Annotated in this window: 17 protein-coding genes; 9 read left to right on the forward strand and 8 right to left on the reverse strand. The window is 70.9% G+C overall.

The features are described from left to right. Positions 1-313: 313 nt before the first annotated feature. Positions 314-952, forward strand: a complete 639-nt coding sequence (locus DEJ50_RS31800) for a flavin reductase family protein (protein WP_150211504.1) — start codon at positions 314-316, stop codon at positions 950-952. 108 nt (positions 953-1,060) lie between these two features. On the opposite strand, the gene DEJ50_RS31805 is transcribed toward DEJ50_RS31800, so the two are convergent. Both DEJ50_RS31805 and DEJ50_RS31810 read right to left on the reverse strand, forming a co-directional pair. After that, positions 1,061-1,579, reverse strand: coding sequence for a lamin tail domain-containing protein (locus DEJ50_RS31805; RefSeq protein ID WP_150211505.1), 519 nt, complete (start codon positions 1,577-1,579; stop codon positions 1,061-1,063). 299 nt (positions 1,580-1,878) lie between these two features. Then, positions 1,879-2,289 carry a hypothetical protein gene (locus DEJ50_RS31810; protein WP_223837992.1) on the reverse strand — a complete coding sequence of 137 codons (411 nt, stop codon included), beginning with the start codon at positions 2,287-2,289 and terminating at the stop codon, positions 1,879-1,881. A 140-nt stretch (positions 2,290-2,429) separates the two neighbouring features. On the opposite strand from DEJ50_RS31810, the gene DEJ50_RS31815 reads away from it, so the two are divergent. Together DEJ50_RS31815 and DEJ50_RS31820 are read left to right on the forward strand one after the other, a co-directional pair. Next, complete coding sequence (locus DEJ50_RS31815; protein WP_150211506.1) at positions 2,430-3,053, forward strand: class I SAM-dependent methyltransferase; 624 nt, start codon at positions 2,430-2,432, stop codon at positions 3,051-3,053. 60 nt (positions 3,054-3,113) lie between these two features. Further along, positions 3,114-4,286: a UDP-N-acetylglucosamine--N-acetylmuramyl-(pentapeptide) pyrophosphoryl-undecaprenol N-acetylglucosamine transferase gene (locus DEJ50_RS31820; protein ID WP_150211507.1), complete on the forward strand. Its 1,173-nt coding sequence runs from the start codon at positions 3,114-3,116 to the stop codon at positions 4,284-4,286. A 39-nt stretch (positions 4,287-4,325) separates the two neighbouring features. On the opposite strand, the gene DEJ50_RS31825 is transcribed toward DEJ50_RS31820, so the two are convergent. After that, positions 4,326-5,414 carry an alpha/beta hydrolase gene (locus DEJ50_RS31825; RefSeq protein ID WP_411757655.1) on the reverse strand — a complete coding sequence of 363 codons (1,089 nt, stop codon included), beginning with the start codon at positions 5,412-5,414 and terminating at the stop codon, positions 4,326-4,328. 130 nt (positions 5,415-5,544) lie between these two features. On the opposite strand from DEJ50_RS31825, the gene DEJ50_RS31830 reads away from it, so the two are divergent. The 6 genes from DEJ50_RS31830 (at position 5,545) to DEJ50_RS31855 (ending at position 10,484) form a co-directional block, all read left to right on the forward strand. Then, positions 5,545-6,150 carry a TetR/AcrR family transcriptional regulator gene (locus DEJ50_RS31830; protein WP_223837993.1) on the forward strand — a complete coding sequence of 202 codons (606 nt, stop codon included), beginning with the start codon at positions 5,545-5,547 and terminating at the stop codon, positions 6,148-6,150. Further along, positions 6,147-7,058: an SDR family oxidoreductase gene (locus DEJ50_RS31835; RefSeq protein ID WP_150211509.1), complete on the forward strand. Its 912-nt coding sequence runs from the start codon at positions 6,147-6,149 to the stop codon at positions 7,056-7,058. The genes DEJ50_RS31830 and DEJ50_RS31835 overlap by 4 nt, the downstream gene beginning before the upstream one ends. Positions 7,059-7,465: 407 nt before the next feature. Beyond that, entirely contained in the window at positions 7,466-8,266 is an 801-nt protein-coding gene (locus tag DEJ50_RS31840) for a CAP domain-containing protein (RefSeq protein WP_150211510.1), read from the forward strand. A gap of 77 nt (positions 8,267-8,343) precedes the next feature. Further along, positions 8,344-9,666 (forward strand): diacylglycerol/lipid kinase family protein, encoded by a 1,323-nt coding sequence (locus DEJ50_RS31845; protein ID WP_150211511.1) that lies wholly within the window; start codon positions 8,344-8,346, stop codon positions 9,664-9,666. A 72-nt stretch (positions 9,667-9,738) separates the two neighbouring features. After that, positions 9,739-9,984, forward strand: coding sequence for an amphi-Trp domain-containing protein (locus tag DEJ50_RS31850; RefSeq protein WP_150211512.1), 246 nt, complete (start codon positions 9,739-9,741; stop codon positions 9,982-9,984). Next, positions 9,951-10,484 (forward strand): hypothetical protein, encoded by a 534-nt coding sequence (locus DEJ50_RS31855; RefSeq protein ID WP_223837994.1) that lies wholly within the window; start codon positions 9,951-9,953, stop codon positions 10,482-10,484. The genes DEJ50_RS31850 and DEJ50_RS31855 overlap by 34 nt, the downstream gene beginning before the upstream one ends. Positions 10,485-10,503: 19 nt before the next feature. On the opposite strand, the gene DEJ50_RS31860 is transcribed toward DEJ50_RS31855, so the two are convergent. The 5 genes from DEJ50_RS31860 to DEJ50_RS31880 all read right to left on the reverse strand — a co-directional run bounded on the left by DEJ50_RS31860 (position 10,504) and on the right by DEJ50_RS31880 (position 15,111). After that, entirely contained in the window at positions 10,504-10,791 is a 288-nt protein-coding gene (locus DEJ50_RS31860) for a hypothetical protein (protein ID WP_150211513.1), read from the reverse strand. Between the two features lie 31 nt (positions 10,792-10,822). After that, on the reverse strand, positions 10,823-11,878 hold the full coding sequence (locus DEJ50_RS31865; protein ID WP_223837995.1) for an alpha/beta hydrolase family protein: 1,056 nt from the start codon (positions 11,876-11,878) through the stop codon (positions 10,823-10,825). A gap of 225 nt (positions 11,879-12,103) precedes the next feature. Next, positions 12,104-13,723 (reverse strand): ADP-ribosyltransferase domain-containing protein, encoded by a 1,620-nt coding sequence (locus DEJ50_RS31870; protein ID WP_150211515.1) that lies wholly within the window; start codon positions 13,721-13,723, stop codon positions 12,104-12,106. A 40-nt stretch (positions 13,724-13,763) separates the two neighbouring features. Next, positions 13,764-14,444, reverse strand: coding sequence for a macro domain-containing protein (locus DEJ50_RS31875; protein WP_150211516.1), 681 nt, complete (start codon positions 14,442-14,444; stop codon positions 13,764-13,766). Between the two features lie 109 nt (positions 14,445-14,553). After that, positions 14,554-15,111 carry a pyridoxamine 5'-phosphate oxidase family protein gene (locus DEJ50_RS31880; RefSeq protein ID WP_150211517.1) on the reverse strand — a complete coding sequence of 186 codons (558 nt, stop codon included), beginning with the start codon at positions 15,109-15,111 and terminating at the stop codon, positions 14,554-14,556. Between the last annotated feature and the right edge of the window lie 109 nt (positions 15,112-15,220).

The following is a 15,220-nucleotide window of genomic DNA, read 5'->3' on the forward strand; positions in this document are numbered from 1 at the left end:
CTCGTCCCCCAGCTACCGCTGGGAGGTGCCCCCAGCGTTGTCGGGCCACGCAAGTACGTCCAGTACGAGCCGTGGCCCTCCGCCTTGCGATGCGTCCCCTAGGCCCTGCGGGCCTGGGGAGGCCCCATGCACCGGACGCCGCGGGCCCACCGGCAAACCTTTCCGGTCACAGCACTAGGAGCGCGCCCCGGTCCTCCGCAGCGCGATGCCGGATTTCCGCCAGCGTCGGTGGTCTCGCTCACGAGAGAGTCGGCGAAGGCTCGTGTTCCTGGTCGCGGGTCTGTCCGTTCGGCACTCCGCGAAAGGCACAGCCATGCACCTCGTCCCCGGGCTCAAGGTCCTGTACTTCGGAACTCCCGTGGTGCTGATCAGCTCACTCAACGAGGACGGCACGGCGAATCTCGCGCCGATGTCCTCGGCGTGGTGGCTGAACCAGTCCTGCATGCTCGGTCTCGGCAACAGCGCCCAGACCACCGCGAACCTGCTGCGGGAGGGCGAGTGCGTGCTCAACCTGCCCTCGTCGGCGATGGTCGACGCCGTCGACCGGATCGCGCTCACCACAGGGAAGCCGGCCATGCCGGACTCCAAGGTGCGGCAGGGCTACCGGTACGAGCCGGACAAGTTCTCGGTCGCACAACTGACCGAGCAGGCATCGGACCTGGTCCGGGCGCCCAGAGTCGCGGAATGTCCGGTCCAGCTGGAGTGCAGGGTGGTCTCGGCCCATCCCTTCGGCGGTCCCGCGTCGCACACCACCGCCTTCGAGGTGGAGGTCCTTCGCGCCCATGTCGAGGAGGACCTGGTCATCCCCGGAACCCATTACGTGGACCCGGTCGGCTGGGACCCGCTGATCATGAAGTTCTGCGAGTTCTTCGGCGCTGGACACAACGTTCACCCGTCGAGACTCGCCAAGGGCTGGAACATGCCGCACCAGCTCGAGTCGACGATCATCTGAGCATGCATCCGGCGTGCCACGGCTGGTTTGCCGTGGCACGCCGGATGTTGCGGAGGCTAGGGGCGGCAGGTCACCCGTGTGATGGCCGGTGCAGCCGCCCGCTTGGGATCAGCGGCCGTTGTGGTGGTCGCGGTGACCGCGGTGACCCCAGGTTTCGGTGTCGATGACATTGCCGCGGTGGTCGCGGAGGGTGGCGGTGTCGTGCCGGTCCCAGATCTGGCGGCGGCGGTCCTGGTAGACGTCGTGCTGGGTGTCACGGCCCTTGCCGGTGTGGACCCGGACGCTGGAGCGGCCGTCGAGGCGGAATCCGTTGAACCGGTAGCGGTTGCCATCGCGGTCGGTGAGGGTGAAGCCGCGCAGGTTGACGCCGTGGCGGCCGGTGTTGCGGACCTCGACCCATTCGGCGTTGAGGGCTCGGTTGGAGCGGTTGTCGCCGCGGTCACCCCGGCCGTTGTCACGACCCGAACTGTCGTGCTGGACGTCACCGATGACGATCGAGGACTTCGCGCCCCGGTGGTCGCGCCGGTGGTCGCCGTCGGCGGCAGCCGGCAGGGCGGCTGCGCCGATCACGGTCCCGGCGGCCAGGAACGCTGCAAGGACACGGCGCGTGGTGCGAGAGACAGACATGGAGACGACCCTTTCAACGATCAGCCCTGCGCGACCTCGTACAGGCCGGAAGGGCTCCGAACGATTCCCGGCGATCTGCCGGGAAGCCACACTCTGGCCCGCAACAACCCGCAAACTCGGCACAATCGGGTCGTGTCTCCAAATACGGATATTCCTGTAACTCTTGCTTTCAAAGGGCACCTGTCAAGCCCGTGTTGACGCCCTCCGGCCGTGAACTCGGCACCAGCCCGCCACCCCGCGGTCCGACACTGCGCCGAATGGATTCACCACCGCGTAACAGCCGCTGCCCGGCCCGGCCGTCATCCGGTGATGGTGACGCAGGGCAGACCCACGCTCGCGCCGCCGCGGAAGCCCTCCGCGCAGAGCCGGGTGCCGGGGCGGAAGTGGCGCTGCGGGTAAGCCTGGTCCCGGTAGGTGCGGAACTTGGCCACGTCCTCGGTCTTGGTGTGGGCGCTCCAGCCGTCGGTGGTCCACACGCGGGCGGAGATGCGGTTCGGCTGGTTGGTGTTGGTGACGGACACCTCGACCCTGCCCAGATAGGTCCCGGTGTCGTAGGTCTCGATGCAGACCGAGTGGTTGCACCACTTGCCGGCGGCGGCGGCAGGCGGGCCGGATGCGATGACACATCCCAGCGCCGCAGCGGTGGCCCCGATCACAGAGGCGAACTTCTTGGTGAGGTGGTGCATGGCGGTGCCCTCCAGCTGCTTCATCGGTTCGATCGGTCGGGGGCCGGCCCGGCGGGCGGACCGCCCCACGCCGACCAACGCCCGCCAAGATCACGAGTTACGCGGCGCCCGGAAGGGCGAGTCCGAGTTGGCTGCGGACCGGGTGGGCGGGGCAGGCTGGTGCCATGGGATCGAACCCGGCTTCCTGGGCCACCGGCGGGCCCGTCACCTCGCCGTTCGCCCGTCCGAGCGGTGTGCGCGGGCGAGCCGCCGGACGATTCATGCGGTGGACCAACAAGCAGGACCAGGAAGACGTGCTCGGTGTCCTGGACGTCCGGCCGCAGGACAGGGTGCTGGAGGTGGGGTACGGCCCGGGCGGCCTGCTGCGGCTGCTGACCACCCGTACGGAGGCGGGCGTCATCCGCGGGGTGGACCCCTCGGCCGAAATGCGCCAGGCCGCAACCCGGGCCAACCGCGGCGCGGTCCGCACCGGCCGCCTCACCCTGAGCCTGGGCACGGCGGACCGTACCGGCCTTGCCGATCAGAGCGTCGACCGGGTCGTCTCGGTCAACAACGTGGCGATCTGGCCCGACCTGGAGGCCGGGCTGCGCGAGCTGCACCGGGTGGTACGCCCCGGAGGCACGGTGGTGATCGCCTGGCACGGAGGAACCTCACCGGGGCGCATCGCCCGCCGACTCCGCCTCCCGGACGACAAGCTGAACCGCATCGAAGGCACCCTCGGAAACATCTTCGGCGAGGTCACCCGCACCGAACTCCGCAGCGTGGTGGTCTTCAAGGCCACCAGATGACCACCCTGGACCGCCACCCGCCCCGCTCGGCGGGGGAGGGGAGACAGTAGGGTTCAACGGATGAACACTTCTCCGCTCCCGCGTTCCTTCCGCCTGATTGTGACGGGGGGAGGTACCGGAGGCCACACCTACCCCGCCCTGACGGCGATCCGTACGCTGCACGGCAGGCTCGCCGCCGCGGGCAGCACCCTGGACGTCCTGTGGATCGGGACCCCGGACGGGCTGGAGGCGCGCGTCGCGCCCGCGGAGGGCATCGCCTTCACCACCGTCGCGACCGGCAAGATCCGGCGGTCGAGCAACCCGCTCAAGATGATGTCGGCCGCGAACATGAAGGACATGGCCCGGGTCCCGCTCGGCGTGGCGCAGGCCCGGAAGATCGTGTCCGACTTCCAGCCGGACGTGGTGCTCGCCACGGGCGGGTACGTGGCCGTCCCGGCAGGCCTGGCGGCGCGACTGTGCCGACGCCCGCTGGTGCTGCACGAGCAGACCGTACGGCTGGGCCTGGCCAACCGTAAGCTGGCGAGCTCGGCCACCCGGATCGCCGTGTCCTCCGAGTCCTCCCTGCCGCTGCTGCCCGAGACGGTACGGAACATCGCGGTCGTCACCGGCAACCCGGTACGGCCGGAGGTGCTGACCGGCCATGCGGACAAGGCGGTCGCGGCCCTCGGACTCTTCGGGTTCGACCGGCGTCTGCCGACGGTCTACGTGACCGGCGGCGCCCAGGGTGCGCAGCAGATCAACGGCACGGTCCGGGACGTGCTGCCCTGGCTCCTGAGCCATGCGAACGTGATCCACCAGTGCGGCCCGGCGAACGTGGAGGAGCTCCGGCACGCCGCCGCGGGCCTGGACCCGGTGCTGGCCGGCCGCTACCACCTGACCGGGTTCGTCGGTCCGGAACTGCCCGATGTCCTGGCGCTGGCCGACGTCGTGGTGTCCCGGAGCGGGGCCGGCACCCTGGCCGAACTCACCGCGCTCGGCAAGCCCGCCGTCTTCGTTCCCCTCGCCTCCTCGGCGGGCAACGAGCAGGCGCACAACGCCCGGCACCTGGCCGACGCCGGGGCGGCCGTCGCGCTCCTCGACGAGGTCAACGCCGACACCCTCCGGCACGCGGTCGGCCCGCTCCTCACCGACCCCGCCCGCCGGACGGCGATGGCGGAGCGGGCCCGGGCGTACGGCCGGCCGGACGCGGCGGACCGGCTCGTGGACGTCATCCTGGCGGCTGCGGCCGGCTGACCCGCGCGCAGCCGCCCGGCCGCAGCGGCTCCTGCCCGGTCAGCAGGCGGGTCCGCGGCCCGGACCCGCCTGTGCCAGGAGCCGTCCCAGCCAGCGGGTACGGGCGTGGCGGGCGTCCTGGCTGACCGCTGCCCGTGGTGCCCAGGTGTCGAAGCCGTGGCAGGCTCCGGGCCATACGTGCAGTTCGGCCTGGCCACCGGCCCGCCAGATCGCATCGGCGTAGGCCACGGTCTCGTCCCGGAAGGTCTCGGCCGAACCGACGTCGAGGTAGGCCGGTGGCAGCCCGGACAGATCCGTGGCGCGGGCGGGAGCAGCGTAGGGCGGCAGGTCCGCGGACCCGTACCGGTCGCCCAGCAGCGCCCGCCACGCGGTCGCGTTGGAGGTGCGGTCCCAGGTGTCGATGCCCGCCATCTGCCGGCTGGAGCAGGTGTCGTTGCGGTCGTCGAGCATCGGGCACAGCAGCAGTTGCCCGATCGGCGTGGGCCCGCCCCGGTCACGGGCGAGCAGGGCGAGCGCCGCGGCGAGTCCGCCGCCGGCGCTCTTGCCCCCGACGATGATCCGGTCCGGGTCGATGCCCGGTCCGGCTGCCGCCCCGCCTGCCGCGTGCTCGGCCGCCCAGAGGAAGCCGGCGTAACAGTCCTCCAGCGGTGCGGGGTACTGCGCCTGCGGCGCCAGCCGGTACTCGACCGAGACGACCGCCAGCCCCAGCGGGAGGGCCCATTCGCGCAGCAGCCGCGGAAGGACGGACCACGCATTACCCATGATCATTCCGCCGCCGTGCAGGTAGTACAGCAGCGGCAGCGGCCCGGTGAGCCCGGCCGGCCGTGCGCTCACGAGCGTGATGTCCGGCCCGCCCGGGGCTCCGGGCACACGCAGCTCCGCCACCTCGAAGCGACCGTCGGCCCGGAGATCCCGGACCGTGGGCCTGGGCCGTGCCGCAGCATCCCGCTCTCGGCGGGCCGCGAGGTTCTCCGGAGTGAACGGTTCGCGCGCCCCGTCCCCCAAAGCGCCCAGTGCCATGCCCAGTTCGGGGTCGAGAGGGGGCGCGGCCCGAGCCGTGGAGACGGGCCGGGATTCCGGGGGCATGTCCATGTCTATGTCCATGCCCAGGTCCATGCCCAGATCCATGCGGCACAGTCGACCACCACGCGCCCGCGCCCGCGGCCCGCCCCGGACGCTGCGGCCGTTGACGCGGACGGTGCCGCGCGATTTAATAAATGAACGTGCATTTACTAACGGGCGCAGGGGTGGGAAAACGGTGGGACGTCCCCGGGGGATCGAGGATGCGGCCATCCTGCGGGCAGCGGCCGAGGTCATGGGCCGGGTGGGCCCCGCAGGGCTCACCCTGGCCGCCGTGGCACGTGAGGTCGGGCTGGTGCCCGGCACCCTCGTCCAGCGGTTCGGATCCAAACGCGGTCTGCTGCTGGCCCTCGCCGATCGGTCCGCACAGGACGCGGCCGAGCAGGCCGGGCGCGTGCGCCGGGAGCACGCATCGGCGCTCGGGGCCCTGACCGCGCTGACGCTGGAATCGGTGGCCGTGATGGCCACGCCGGAGACCTTCGCCCACCACCTCGCGTTCCTGTGTACGGATCTGGGCGATCCGGAGCTCCACGAGCGGGCCCTGGCCGTTCACCAGGCCCGGAAACGGGTCATCGAGGCACTGCTGGCGGAGGCGGCCGACACGGGCGAGCTCCGCGCCGGTACGGATGTCGCCGCGCTGGCCGGCACCGTACTGGCGATCACCGCCGGTGCCGGCCTGATCTGGGCCCTCGAGCGCCAGGGCACCCTCGAACAGCGGCTCCGCCAAGAGCTCGCCGCCGTGCTGTCCCCGCACCTTCCCGACGACGATCCGGAGGATTCATGACGAACGACGTACGCCCGCTGGCGGGCAAGGTGGCTCTGGTCGCCGGCGGCACCCGGGGCGGCGGACGGGGTATCGCCGTCGAGCTCGGGGCTGCCGGCGCGACGGTGTACGTCACCGGCCGCAGCAGCACGGCCGGACGCTCCGACCTGGACCGCCCGGAGACCATCGAGGAGACCGCCGGGAAGGTCACCGCCGCCGGCGGCCTGGGCATCCCCGCCCGCGTCGACCACAGCCGCCCCGACGAGGTCCGGGCCCTGGTCGACCGGATCGCCGCGGAACAGGACGGACGGCTCGACGTCCTGGTCAACTCCGTGTGGGGCGGAGACCCGCTGACCGACTGGGAACATCCCCTGTGGGAGCAGGACCTGGAAACCGGGCTCCGGCTGATGCGGCAGGCCGTGGAGACCCATGTGATCACCAGCCGGTTCGCGCTGCCGCTGCTGGTCGCACGCAAAAGCGGCCTGGTCGTGGAGGTCACCGACGGCAACACCGCCCGCTATCGCGGCTCGTTCTTCTACGACCTGGTGAAGTCGACGGTGATCCGCCTCGCGGTCGCCCAGGCCGCCGAGCTGAAGCCGCACGGGGTCGCGGCCGTGGCGATCACGCCCGGCTTCCTGCGCTCGGAGGCGCTGCTGGAGCACTTCGGCGTCACCGAGTCCAACTGGCGGGACGCCGTGGTCCAGGATCCGAACTTCGCCCACTCCGAGACCCCGGCCTACCTCGGCCGTGCGGTCGCGGCACTCGCAGCCGACCCGGACATCATGACCAAGACCGGACGGGCGCTGGCCACCTGGGGCCTGTACCGCGAGTACGGGTTCACCGATGCCGACGGCGCGCAGCCGGACTTCGCGGCCCACTGGGCCAGGAACCTGGAAGAGGAGTACGGCCCCCTCGGCGACCCCCTGTGACGCTCCTCCGCCGACGGAAAACCCTCGGGAAACGGTGACATGCATCACAGCAGGAACTCTGATCACGGAACCATTACGACCGCTCAGGTCTCGCCGACATCTCGGGATTTGTCGCTTGCGGCTCGACATTCCCCTATCCGGCGAAATGTCCACCCCGGGACGTGTGAAGGCGGGCGGCAACATGCCAGGTCAGGGAGATTCTGAAAGGTTGTCACGCACCATCTCGCGGGCGGCGGCGGAGCCTCCGGCACGACCGGACGCCCTTTTCAAGTCGGTGCGCCGGGACCCGCTGCGCAGGCTCGCAACGTGACTTGCCAGGCCATGACGCGGCTTCTAAGAATGGCGGCCCGCCCGGCGCTCGAGCGGCACGGGCGACGACGCTTTGCAGACATCGAGTGAGGTCCCGCATGCAGAAACACCGCAAGAAGACTCACTACCGGAAGATAGCCATCGGCGCAGTCGCGGTCGGCATCGTGGGCATACCCACGACCGCAATGGCATGCCTGGACTCTCAGGAATGGGGCGGCTCCCGGGCCGACAGCCGGCAGGACCTGCGCCCCTCCGCCAACACCTCCCCCCTGGGCGTGCAGATCCAGACGCCGCCGACGAGCCCGACGAGCCCGACGGGCCAGGAGGGCGAGCAGGGCCAGACCGTCGTCAACGACGGCCGTGACGGGACCTGGCCGACGGCCGGGCAGCCCACGCGCACCCCGCAGAAGCCGAGGCCCTCCACCGCGACCACGAAGCCGGTCAAGCCGACGACGCCCAAGCCGCCGGCCCCGACCGCCACGAAGAAGCCCACGGCCACGGCCCCGGCGCCGTCCGTGCCGACCGGCGTGGCCGGCCAGATCGTGGACCTGGTCAACAAGGAGCGGGCCAAGGCCGGATGTTCGCCGCTCACGGCGAACGACAAGCTGACGACGGCCGCCCAGAACCACAGCAAGGACATGGCCGCCCACAGCAACATGTCGCACACCGGCTCGGACGGCTCCGACCCGGGCCAGCGCATCACCCGCGCCGGCTACACCTGGCGTACGTACGGGGAGAACGTCGCGTACGGCTACAGCACCCCCGAGCAGGTCATGACGGGCTGGATGAACAGCCCCGGCCACAAGGCGAACATCCTCAACTGCTCGTTCAAGGAGATCGGCGTCGGCCTCGCGCAGCCGAACTCCTACTGGACGCAGGTCTTCGGCGCGGCCCGCTGACGCAGCCGCGGTCCGCCGCCGTAGCCCCGGCGCGCCGACCGCGTCGACGCCCGCTCCCATTAGGGAGATGATCGGGTATGACCACATTTCCTCCTTCTGTGGTGCCGCGGCGCGCTCGGCTCTCGGCCCGGCTGGCCCTGGTCTGCGCCCTGGGCGCCCTGGTGGCGCTGGTGGCGGCGAGCGGACTGGGCGGTCTGTTCATCCTCGTGGTGGCGGCGGCCGGTGCGGTGCTCACGGCCATGGGGACCTGGTGGGTCCTGTCCCACCACGGGGCGGTGCGGCTGGCCGGGGCTCTGCTCATGGTGGCCGCACCGCTGGCTGTCCTGATCATGTACGCCCGGGCGGACCTGTGGCCCGCGGCGCTGACCGCCGTCGTGCTGTGGGGAGCCGCCCTGGTGTGTGCGGGGTCGGCGCTGCGAGGGGCGCGGCGGCCCGACCGCATGCAGGCGGTCGAGTCCGCCCCGCCCCGCCGCCCGGTACTGATCATGAACCCCAAGTCCGGTGGCGGCAAGGTCGGCCGGTTCGGCCTGGTCGAGAAGGCCGAGGCGCTGGGTGCCCGGGTCGTGCTGCTGGACACCGCGGTCAGGACGGACGTCGCCGCGATCGCCCGCCAGGCGGTGGCCGAGGGGGCGGACCTGCTCGGTGTGGCGGGCGGCGACGGCACCCAGGCCCGGGTGGCCGAGGTGGCGGCCGAGCACGGCCTGCCGTTCCTGGTGATCTCCGCAGGCACCAGGAACCACTTCGCCAGGGACCTCGGCCTGGACCGCGACGACCCGGCCCGCTGCCTGGACGCGCTGGTCGAAGGGGAGGAGCTCAGGGTCGACCTGGGCGTCGTCGGCGGCCATGCCTTTGTCAACACGGCCTCGTTCGGCGTCTACGCGGAGGTCGTGCAGCGCCCGGACTACCGGGACGCCAAGGCGGGCTCGGCACTCGACGCCATGCCCGACCTGCTGCTCGGATACGCAGGTCACCTGCTCGACGCGGTGACGGACCAGAGGCGTCTGGAGGACCAGCAGGCGCTGCTGATCAGCAACAATCCGTACGCCACTCCCGAACCGATGGCAACGGGAGGCCGCCGGCCCCGGCTCGACCGCGGAGTGCTGGGTGTCGTCGGGATCCGGGTGACCAATGCGGCCCAGGCGGCCGACGTCGCACTCCGGGGTGCCCGGGCGGCCGGACTCCAGGTCCTGACCGCCCACCGGATCAGCATCGGAGCGGACGCGGAGACCATCCCGGTCGCGGTGGACGGCGAGGCCCTGACCATGCCGGTGCCCGTCATCTGCACCATCCGCCCGGGAGTACTGCGCGTACGGGTGCCCAAGGTCCGCCCGGGAGCCCCGGCGTCCTACCCGCCCGTGCGCTGGCGTGAGGTCGCCGTGCTGGCCTTCGGCCGGCCGTGACGATGCCCGCCCGGCCCGATGGCGTCACAATGAGCCTTAGCCGGTGGTGTTCGCAGCGGAGTGGAGACATCCGTGAAGGACCTCAAGTTTGAGCAGAAGAAATCCCTGTCCCGCCTGGAAGCCGCCGATCAGCTTGCCGCGCTGGCGGAGGCGCTGAGACACGGCGGCAACGCCGAGCTGGAATTCGGCCCCGGAACGCTGAGCATGCGGATCCCCGAAGAGATCCGCACCGAGGTCGAGGTCGAGGTCGGCGACGGCGAGATCGAACTGGAGATCGAACTCAAATGGCCTACCGCGCGGACCGAGGCCGGGGCGTAGCGCGGGGGGCTTCCGGGGCCCCGGAAGCCACGAAAGCCCGCGGCGACTACACCGGCGCCGTCTACGGCTCGCTGCTCGCCGCCTCCGTGGTGGTCGGTGCCGGAACGCCGGGACCATTCCCCAAGCTGCAACTCGTCATGCTGCTGCTGTGCACCGGTGTGGTGTTCTGGGCCGCACACGTCTTCTCCCGGCTCTTCGGGGTCCGGATCGTGGAACAGCTGAGCTGGGCCACGGTCCGCCGGACGTGCCGGGAGGAGCGCCCGATCATCGAGGCCGCCGTCCCGCCGGCCCTTGCCGTGGTCGTCAGCCCGCTCTTCGGACTGGGGGAGCACGGGACGGTATGGCTGGCACTGGTGGTGGCTCTGGCCGGGCAGGTCGGCTGGGCGACCGTGGCCGCCAGCCGGGCCGGCGCCTCGCGCCGCCTGATGGTGATCGCCGGTGTGATCAACCTCCTCCTCGGATTGATCATCGTCGTGCTCAAGGTCGCCCTGCAGCACTGAGGGCCCCCGGCCGGCCCCCTCACAGAGCGCGGATGGCGGCCTCCAGATCCGGCCCGTACGACGCCCAGCAGCTCACCGAGCCGTCCTCGTGCAGATGCCCCATGTACCAGTCCCCGTCCTCGCGTACGAGGCACAGGTCGTGGAACGCAAGGACCGCGTCGGGGCGCAGGGGTGTGGCCTCGCCCTGTCCCGAGTCCTCGACGACGACCCGGTCGAGCGAGAGCGGCACCGCGCTCGGGACGCCCGAGACCGCGCGGAGCCGCTCAAGGCTCCATCCGTCCGGCAGCAGCGGTGATGAGATGGTCATCGGCTGATCATCCCACGCCCGCCCCCGGACGCTACGGCGTGTGGAAGCGGACCTCCGGGTTGTCCGCCGAGGGGCCGTCCAGCAGCGGCTGCGGCACCCCCTTCAGCTGGAGGTCGAAGAAGGCCGCGACGTACTTCCTGGTCAGAGCGACGGAACGGGTACCGGACAACGGGACCTCGGGATCGGGCAGGCCCAGCTGTTCACCGAGGACCGGGAAGTCGGTGAAGGTGAAATGACCGGATCCCTCGACCGTCAGCCAGCGCTTCCAGCCGTCCAGCCGGCCGAAGTTCCCCGCCCAGTTCTCGTAGTGCTCGGGATCGTCCTCGGCCGTGCCCATCAGCAGGAAGGGCCGCCCGTCCAGACCGTTCTCGGGTACCGGAGTGAACAGGGTGCCGTCGAGATCGGCCCCGGCGCGGATCCGCCGGTCTGCGGCCATGGCAGCCGCCGTCCCGGCCCCGCCGATGGAATGCCCGGCCATGCCGATGCGCCGTTCGTCGATCATCCACGCATGGCGCCAGGCCGGGTGACGGCCGGTGAGCCGGTCCAGCAGGAAGGAGACGTCCCGGGCGCGGCCGTCGCTGACCTTCCGGTAGTCCTCCTTCTCCTTCATCTGCTCGCACGCCCGGCAGGTCAGCATCCGCCCGCCGGGGAACGCCACCCCGGACGCCTCGTACGCATGGTCCACCGAGGCCACCACATAGCCGCGGGAGGCCAGATCCTCGGCGAGCGCGGTCAGTGACGCCCGAGGCACCGTGAACCCGGGCGAGAGGACCACCAGCGGGAACCGTCCGACCCGCGGCAGCGCCCCCGCCCGCGAGGAGGACTTCGTGCCGGCGAGCACCTCCGGGGCGACCATCCCCTCCAGCCCGCGGTCCTCGATCAGCAACCGGGCCTCGTCGGTCCGCAGGTACCCCACGGGCGCCCCGGTACCGCGCCGCGCGGGGTACCGCAGGGTGACCATCAACTCCCGGGGCCCCGATGCCACCCACGGATCCGTCCGCTCCCGGTCCACCAGATGCAGCGTGTCCAGCCCGACACCGAACCGCCCCGCAGGCGCAGGCAGGCTCAGCACGGATTTCTCACCCACGGTGGAAGCGGTGGAAACGGCGGCAGCGGCAGGAGCGGACGCTGCTGCCGCTGCGGGACTCGCCGCCACACCGGCCAGCGGAACGGTCAAGGCAACAACGGCTGCGGCAAAGGCGGTTCGTGAAGAGTTCATGCACTCGAACCTATGCGCGCCCATCAGCCGCGGCGTCCTCACAACGAAGGACTCCACCTCTCATACCCCAGAGCCACGCCTCCCCCGGAAGTATCAGGACACGAGGGGCTGCTCCTCCAGCTCCTTCAGCCGTACGGTGCACAGACCGCCCCGCTCGGCCTTGACCTCCGTCACCTTGAGCTGTGTGCCCGGCGAAAGGATGAACTCGTCCTCGTCGGTGAACGCGGAGAAATTGCGGATGCCCACGGCCCGGCGGGGCACCACCTCGAAGAGCGTCCGCTTGCCGCGGCTGCCGAGGAAGGCCCGCGCCACCCCGAGACTCGGCGTGCACGAGGACACGCCCCACCAGGTCACGGTCCGGCCGAGCGGGTACTGGGCGCGAAGGTCCAGCGACACCCCCCGCCACAAGGGCTCCGTGCGGGCGGGCAGCTGAGAGACCGCCGAGAACAGCAGCCGCAGATACGGGAGGTACGGAACCACCCTGGCCCGGTCCGGGGAGCGCAGGACTGCGTTGATCTCCCGGTAGAAGGCGGACTCACAGGTGTAGAGGTGGAGCGCGGCGATCGCCTCGGCGGACAGGCCGCCGGCCGCTTCGTCCGCCCGTCTCTTGCCGAACTCGTACGACCGTTTGACGTGCCGGTCGAGGCCCGACAGGAGGTCGGCGACCGGGCTGACGGCGTCCTGGAAGTCCCACAGGGGGGTGTCGAACACACCCGTGATCGCGGGGAGGACGAGCCCCTCGTCCTTGACGCTCGAAAGCCGTTCGAGGTAGAGCTGGTGCAGCTCCATGGTGGACGCGATGAACGCGCCCATGCGCTCGGCGACGTCGGCCGTGTCCGCCCCGCCGCCCTCCGAGGACGACTCGTTCCACCCCTTGCTCGGCAGCCAGTCGATCTCGTCGGCGCCCAGGGACGCCAGAGCGTCGTTCACCATGCCGAAATGGTCGCCCTCGCAGAAGATGTCGCCCTGCGCCGCGGGGTTGGCGTGGTCGATGTGCCGGACCTCGACCTCGGGGTACTTCTTCTCCAGCCGGAGGACGACCTTCTTCAGACTGCGTGCATGAGCGCCCCACCAGGCGAAGACGACCCCGCGGTCCTCTTCGCCGGCGTTCTGCTTGGCCTTGAGGATGTCTTCGATGATCCGCTCGGCGACCGGACGCCAAAACGACGTGTGCCGGTCGGGCCCGGCGGACCCGCCACTGCCGGCGGTGAGTGCCGCGTTCAGCAGCAGGACGCCCTGCGTCAGCATCGCCTGGAACCACTCCGGCGGCTGGACGGTGTCCTGCTCTTTCAAGAGCGCCCGGATGTCCGCGATCGGGGTCTTCTTGGGTATGCCGTACTTCCACATCGCTGCTGCCTTGATGATGCAGCGGATGCTGACGACCCTGCCGAACTGGCTGTCCTTCCAGTTGTGGAAGGTGTTGTCGAACATGGCGATGCCGGTGGCGCTCTCCGGCCGCGGGTACGGGTTCTGACCGAAGACGACGACCTTCCACTGGTGCGGAGGGTGGGGCTTGAGCGCCTGGAAGGTCAGTTCGCGGACGGGGACGACATCCGGTGCCCTGCCCGGACCGATGTACGAGGCGGCGTCCGGCTGCGCCTCGATGACCGGCTTCAGCAGCGGAAGCCAGGGCTCTCCGCCCCCTTTGAACAGTTCGGCGAGGGCCAGCGGGTCATTCGGGTCGGGCATGGCAGGGGTGTGGGAATCGCTCATTCTGGCGGAGCTCCGTGGTACTCGAGGGGCTGACCCCAGGTCAGCGACGGGCGGCGACGGGACGCTTGGGCGGCGTGATGCGGACCCGCTTCTCTTGGGGGGCGCTCTCGATGTCGTCGAGTTGCGCAACGATGGTGCTGCGCAGGTCGTCGTCATCCTCGAAGCGGTGCTCGGTGAACAACGTGTAGCCCGTCCACATCAGGTTGGCGCACACCCGGGCCGGGACCCCGCCGGTCCGGGCGCCCATGCCGACCAGGGCCACCGACCGGATGCTGCCCGGCGCCTCCTCGTTCTGCCGGTGGATCGCCTGGAAGGACGCGGCGCAGGCCAGCGCCACGTTCAGGGTCTCGCTCACGTTCTGCGCCGAGGTCTCCATCGTCGGCGTCGAGATCAGAAACCCCGGGTTCGTCGCTCCGGACGGAACGCACACCGCACTGCCCACCGGAAGCCTTCCCGCGAACCGGTCACGGATCGCCCGCTGCACGCGCAGCTGTATACCCGCTCCCAGGTACCGCTTGATCACAGCATCCACCCCGCCGTCCATCCGCCCCCGGGAGTTGGTCGGGCTGACCCAGGCGTCGACCTCCTCGTCGAGGATCGACCCCGTGCGGATCTCGATCCCGGGGGTGTCGGCGAATGCGGCCCGCCACGCCTCCACCACGTCCGGGTTGACGTCGGTCAGCACTACCCTGAGCGGCTGCTGCTCGCGGTTCACGGTCATGACACTCCTGTCGAGAGGCGGTCCTTCCACTGCCCACGACGCTACCGCGGCCCACTGACAACACAGCTCTGACCAGCGGCGCGTGACCCAGCGTCACTGGCTCCGCCCGCTAGAAAGCCCACCGGGTGTGGGTGTAGACCCCGTCCTCCCGGCCGAAGCCGTACGCCGTGGTCGGGGCCACCGCGAACACCACCGCGTCCCCCTTCCGGAGCTCGTCCCCCAACCCGTGGAAGGTGCCCTCGGGCGAGGTGATGTGCGGCCCGTACTGCGTCTCGAACGCCGTGATGACCTCCTCCAGCGCCGCCGCATCGGCAACCGGCTCCGCCGTGCCCTCGACCACGAGGTCGAGTCCCTCGGTCAGCGAGTTGCCCCCGGTGGTCAGCGCGCAGTGGCCGTCATGGGCGAGGTTCTTCGCCTTCTGCTCGCCCTTCCCGGTGGAGAAGTACAGGACCCCGTCGTGCCAGGCGGCGATCACAGGGGTGACGTGCAGCCGGCCGTCGGGCCGGATCGTGGACGCCCAGAAGATCTCGGCGGCCTCCAGCTGCCGCTGGGCCTCGGCCCACTCGGTGGCCGTGACCTCGGCGGCACCCGGGCGGGGATTGAGCGCAGAGCTGTAACGGGCGTCGAGCTCGGTCGTGGGTTGCTTCGCGGTTCCCTGTACAGGCATGGCGGGCCTCCTTCGGCCGGCGGAGCTCTTCGACCGGCGGGTGCCGCATCCCGCCGGTCATCGAACAAGCGGGCGAATCCAGCTGGTGGGTCCCTTCGCCGGTTCCGTA

It is taken from the genome of Streptomyces venezuelae (assembly GCF_008642295.1).
Classification (GTDB): domain Bacteria; phylum Actinomycetota; class Actinomycetes; order Streptomycetales; family Streptomycetaceae; genus Streptomyces; species Streptomyces venezuelae_C.

Excerpts from the sequence above, each read along its gene's own strand:
- DEJ50_RS31875 (WP_150211516.1), bottom strand. The coding sequence starts at position 14,444 with ATGACCGTGAACCGCGAGCAGCAGCCGCTCAGGGTAGTGCTGACCGAC.
- DEJ50_RS31880 (WP_150211517.1), bottom strand. The coding sequence starts at position 15,111 with ATGCCTGTACAGGGAACCGCGAAGCAACCCACGACCGAGCTCGACGCC.
- DEJ50_RS31820 (WP_150211507.1), top strand. The coding sequence starts at position 3,114 with ATGAACACTTCTCCGCTCCCGCGTTCCTTCCGCCTGATTGTGACGGGG.
- DEJ50_RS31870 (WP_150211515.1), bottom strand. The coding sequence starts at position 13,723 with ATGAGCGATTCCCACACCCCTGCCATGCCCGACCCGAATGACCCGCTG.
- DEJ50_RS31800 (WP_150211504.1), top strand. The coding sequence starts at position 314 with ATGCACCTCGTCCCCGGGCTCAAGGTCCTGTACTTCGGAACTCCCGTG.
- DEJ50_RS31860 (WP_150211513.1), bottom strand. The coding sequence starts at position 10,791 with ATGACCATCTCATCACCGCTGCTGCCGGACGGATGGAGCCTTGAGCGG.
- DEJ50_RS31815 (WP_150211506.1), top strand. The coding sequence starts at position 2,430 with ATGGGATCGAACCCGGCTTCCTGGGCCACCGGCGGGCCCGTCACCTCG.
- DEJ50_RS31810 (WP_223837992.1), bottom strand. The coding sequence starts at position 2,289 with ATGAAGCAGCTGGAGGGCACCGCCATGCACCACCTCACCAAGAAGTTC.
- DEJ50_RS31825 (WP_411757655.1), bottom strand. The coding sequence starts at position 5,414 with ATGGATCTGGGCATGGACCTGGGCATGGACATAGACATGGACATGCCC.
- DEJ50_RS31855 (WP_223837994.1), top strand. The coding sequence starts at position 9,951 with ATGGCCTACCGCGCGGACCGAGGCCGGGGCGTAGCGCGGGGGGCTTCC.
- DEJ50_RS31805 (WP_150211505.1), bottom strand. The coding sequence starts at position 1,579 with ATGTCTGTCTCTCGCACCACGCGCCGTGTCCTTGCAGCGTTCCTGGCC.
- DEJ50_RS31835 (WP_150211509.1), top strand. The coding sequence starts at position 6,147 with ATGACGAACGACGTACGCCCGCTGGCGGGCAAGGTGGCTCTGGTCGCC.
- DEJ50_RS31845 (WP_150211511.1), top strand. The coding sequence starts at position 8,344 with ATGACCACATTTCCTCCTTCTGTGGTGCCGCGGCGCGCTCGGCTCTCG.
- DEJ50_RS31840 (WP_150211510.1), top strand. The coding sequence starts at position 7,466 with ATGCAGAAACACCGCAAGAAGACTCACTACCGGAAGATAGCCATCGGC.